The organism is Microcystis sp. LEGE 00066, assembly GCF_015207925.1.
Lineage (GTDB): Bacteria > Cyanobacteriota > Cyanobacteriia > Cyanobacteriales > Microcystaceae > Microcystis > Microcystis ichthyoblabe_A.
Window position 1 is genome coordinate 1 of record NZ_JADEVX010000285.1, and the last position, 3,868, is coordinate 3,868.

A 3,868-nucleotide genomic window follows, 5' to 3' on the forward strand; every position below is an offset into this window, starting at 1 on the left:
TTAATAATAAACTGAAGGTGATTAAAAGGAGAGGCTATGGATTTAGAAACTTTAAAAACTTTAGTCTTAGATGTTTATTAAATTGGCATTTTGCTAGTTGATTTTACATGGTAAGTTCGGAAGAACCACTTTGTTTTGAAAATTTTCTAATTCGCCATTTTCGATTAATAAAAATAAAATAAGCTATCAGTAAAGAGAGAGCAAATATATTTGTTACTGACTGAGTTAAGGTGACAGAAGTTACAATAATAATCAAGGAGATAGTAGCAAAAATCCTCTTGTTTTTTTGAAATATCCTGACAATAGCATCTGGCTAATAATTGCGAAGGCTGGCATAGCATAAATTCCTACATCTCCAGGTTCAGTAAGTACTCCTGAATACCGTCCTTCCCATAAAGACAGAGAATAATACTCATCCGCCGCACCAACCCTCACTGAATAGGGGAGAAGCCGAGCTATAGAAGCTAGGGTACCAACTACATAATCCCTACCAGTAAAGGAAACTATGAAAAATTGTAAAACAACCATAGAGCAAATAAATACAGATACCCTCACAAAGTCTTGGGCTAATATTTTTGAAGTAGCAGGATTTGTTGTTACCCATGATACAGTATAATAAACAGAAAAGAGAATTAGGAGCGATATTAAAACTCCTAAAGACTTTCTGGTACTGTAAAAATTATCCGTAATAAAACTTAAAAATGTTGATATGATAATCAATGAAAAGAAAAATATAATAAGATTTATATATGTGCTTTTCCCAAAGGCTCGTTTAAACTGAAATCCCCGCAAAAATATCGATAGAATAAATACTATCAAAATTGGAACAAGTGCTGGCTCTATAAATCCAAAACCTGCTTCATGAACTCCCAGGCTAACAAGAGGCAAAAGGTAGATTGCCAATCTAATAATCCGGACTTCTAACAATTTGGTTTCGTTTCTCATATTTATCGACAGTGACAACCGGAACTTTTAAATTAGTTTTAACAGATTTTGTCCTATCTATCTATGGTTTAAGGGTTACTTTATTCTCAATAATCCCCGCTTCCTACTGTGGCTAATTACAGGCTATTTAATTAACTAACCAGTTCAAGACCCGATTCAGGCGAGCAATCTTCAAGCAATCATCCAGAAAGAACCGGGTAATCGAGCTTCATTACAAGCATTGATATTATCAAGAAACACGGAATTCTTATAATAAGATACCATAGATAGGGATGCCAAAATTTTAAACTTTTTGTTAAATTGTAAAAAAGTTTCTAAAAAGTATTGCTCGTTCCAGTATCGTGATTCTTTGAGATTCCATTCTATGGGATAATCACAGGGAAAGAATATATCGTGAATATGAACTAAGACTCCTGTTTGTAAACGTGGATAAACTTGAAGAAATTCAAACTCCACATCACTACCAGACTTAAATACATGACTGGAATCAACGAACAGAATATCATTGGTTTGCAGGGATTCAAAAACAGACAAATCTACGGCTTCTACTTTCTGGATAAGCAAACTAAATTCTAGAAAATCTTTACTAACATTAGCAAAGTCTTTTAAAAAATCTTGAGGATAAGGCTCGATCGAGATCAGTTGTGATTTTTGGGAATTTTCTATAAAATTCATTCTTAAAGCTGCGGCGATAATCTTAGTGCTACCACCTGAGCCAATTTCAATTACCCGATTAGGTTTTTTTTCTCTGACCATAGCATAGAGGACTTCCGCATCACCACTAATGAGACCAGAACTATCTTCGGAATAACCAAACGCTGAAAAAATTTCTTTATTGTTAAATTCCAAACCATATTTTTCCAGTAAATATTTAACCAGTTCAGTTTGCTTGTCTAGATGCCATTCAATTGAGCTAAGAGGCCTTTCCTTGCCCGCGTATGTCATAATTTCCTGACGGTTGGGTATCGGCTGATAAAAATGGTCAGTAATTAGGGTGTAGCCAATATTTCTTAAGAGGGGATTGAATATTTTTTTGGCTAGGGCAAATTTAATATTTTTTCTACCCTGCTCGGTTTGCATACGGTTAAGTAATTTTTTCAACATTGTCAACCTTCTTTATACTACTAATATTTACCGTCATGTTTTGTCGTCAAAGCCAACTGGGAACTGGCATCCTTCATCAAAATGCTTTAATTTAGTTGCCTCCTATTAAATCTTGACAAAATACTGCTACGGCAGCGTGTCACCGAATAATGGGCAATTTAATTAACCGACCAGTTCAAGACCCAATTCAATAGGTATATTGGGTACATCCTACCCGATGATCAACTTTTTGTCAAGGTAATTAGTCAGTGCACAGCAATTTCAAATTCAGAATCTAGCAAATAATACGGAATATAAAACGCTTTTGCCCGGCACATCCCAATCCAACATCAAGAAGAATTAACGAGAGCACTAGGGATGGCATCATCGAGCATAAAGTCTAGAAGGTGTTGCCAGCCTTCAAACAACAGATACTTGGTCAGACAAACAACATCTTGAAAAAAGCCCCAGCGAGTCCCTCGTTGAAGCCGAGCCCGTTGATAGCGTTGATCAGTACTGAGTCCCATCTAGGGTGACGAGTAAGTTGCCATCCAATGCGGCAAATAGCCTCAAATAGCCTTGGTCTCCCAGACCTTGATAAATCCATTTGAACAGGGGAAAAAGATGCTTTGCGGCTATTCCATCAAGGATGTTCCGCATCTGCTCTACTGTCGGGATATTGACCAAACCAAACAGACTTTCTGTCGGTCAAGAAACTGGTCAAACTAATCTATTGAAAGATTAAATAATACCTTTAAACAAAGGATTTCTCGGCTGGTGAGAGAGCGTCTATCTTTCTCTAAAAAAATGGAGAATCACCTTGGGGAACCCTTTGGTATTTTATCCATGACTACAATGCACAGCAAAGCAAAGGATTAAGCCGCCATCACTACTACCGAATCACCACCCCTTTTTTCAGTACCCAAGCAAAATCAATGACACATCTTGCTAATCCTTTTGCCGCTCTCAACCCTAGGTAGGTAATTATGCCAGTTAAGAAAGCGGCACGCTTAACCTTTCCCTAACCCATAAATTGCTATATATTTTAATTGTGTGAGGAGTGAGAAGAAAGCAAAGTCCTTGGGGTCGAAACACGGCAAGACTCCCAAGGGCTTTTCCATGTCTAGGGAACAATTGTCAGTCATGAACCAGCCTCAAGAGCGAGAACCTTTTGCCAGTTTAGTTTTATATCATCTCTTTAAATGGTCGATCGTTAGCCCAACCCTAAACGGCTATTTTCGCGGTCGCGTTTACGGAGTGGAAAATGTCCCTCAGCGTCATCCTCTGATTATCGTCTGCAATCACGCCAGTTACTTCGATCCACCCCTATTATCCTGTGCCGTGCGTCGTCCCGTAGCTTATATGGCTAAAGAAGAATTATTTACCATCCCGATTTTAAAACACGCGATCGCTCTTTATGGGGCCTATCCCGTCAAACGCAGCAGTGGTGATCGCGGAGCCATTCGGGCGGCGATGGCAGCCTTAGCAGCGGGCTGGGCAGTGGGAGTGTTTCTGGAGGGAACCCGCACCGAGGACGGATTGATCCATCAACCAAAACTAGGCGCGGCGATGATTGCCGCTAAAGCGGGAGTTCCCCTGCTACCCGTCAGTTTGTGGGGGACAGAAAAGATTTTTCAAAAAGGTTCTTCTTTTCCCCATAGTATCCCCTTAACTATTCGCATCGGCGAAGTGCTGCCGCCACCGATTTCTAGCAAAAGAGAAGCTTTACAGGCAGTTACCGAGCGCTGTGCCGAAATTATTAACGGATTACACGCCCTCGGACGCTAACTAGGGTTTGCGGCAAAAAGCTTTTCCTGGGGGCAGGGTGTGGGGTGTGGGG

Annotated in this window: 4 protein-coding genes and 1 pseudogene; 3 read left to right on the forward strand and 2 right to left on the reverse strand. The window is 39.7% G+C overall.

Translation table 11 applies throughout. From position 1 onward, the window contains the following. Window positions 1–101 (forward strand): transposase (locus IQ224_RS22435; protein ID WP_133164180.1); only part of this gene is annotated, 101 nt, incomplete at its 5' end. Between the two features lie 151 nt (window positions 102–252). On the opposite strand, the gene IQ224_RS22440 is transcribed toward IQ224_RS22435, so the two are convergent. Both IQ224_RS22440 and IQ224_RS22445 read right to left on the reverse strand, forming a co-directional pair. After that, window positions 253–945, reverse strand: a complete 693-nt coding sequence (locus IQ224_RS22440) for a hypothetical protein (RefSeq protein ID WP_036401614.1) — start codon at window positions 943–945, stop codon at window positions 253–255. A gap of 171 nt (window positions 946–1,116) precedes the next feature. Further along, window positions 1,117–2,049 (reverse strand): class I SAM-dependent methyltransferase, encoded by a 933-nt coding sequence (locus IQ224_RS22445; RefSeq protein ID WP_002745440.1) that lies wholly within the window; start codon window positions 2,047–2,049, stop codon window positions 1,117–1,119. 679 nt (window positions 2,050–2,728) lie between these two features. Between IQ224_RS22445 and IQ224_RS24430 the strand changes: the two are divergent. Then, a pseudogene (locus IQ224_RS24430) lies at window positions 2,729–2,888 on the forward strand (IS1 family transposase); the annotation flags it as partial. 259 nt (window positions 2,889–3,147) lie between these two features. Beyond that, window positions 3,148–3,816 carry a 1-acyl-sn-glycerol-3-phosphate acyltransferase gene (locus tag IQ224_RS22450; RefSeq protein ID WP_036401616.1) on the forward strand — a complete coding sequence of 223 codons (669 nt, stop codon included), beginning with the start codon at window positions 3,148–3,150 and terminating at the stop codon, window positions 3,814–3,816. The last annotated feature ends 52 nt before the right edge of the window (window positions 3,817–3,868 follow it).

Bases quoted from the DNA above. Each gene is read 5' to 3' on its own strand.
- IQ224_RS22450 (WP_036401616.1), top strand. From the start codon at position 3,148: ATGTCTAGGGAACAATTGTCAGTCATGAACCAGCCTCAAGAGCGAGAA.
- IQ224_RS22440 (WP_036401614.1), bottom strand. From the start codon at position 945: ATGAGAAACGAAACCAAATTGTTAGAAGTCCGGATTATTAGATTGGCA.
- IQ224_RS22445 (WP_002745440.1), bottom strand. From the start codon at position 2,049: ATGTTGAAAAAATTACTTAACCGTATGCAAACCGAGCAGGGTAGAAAA.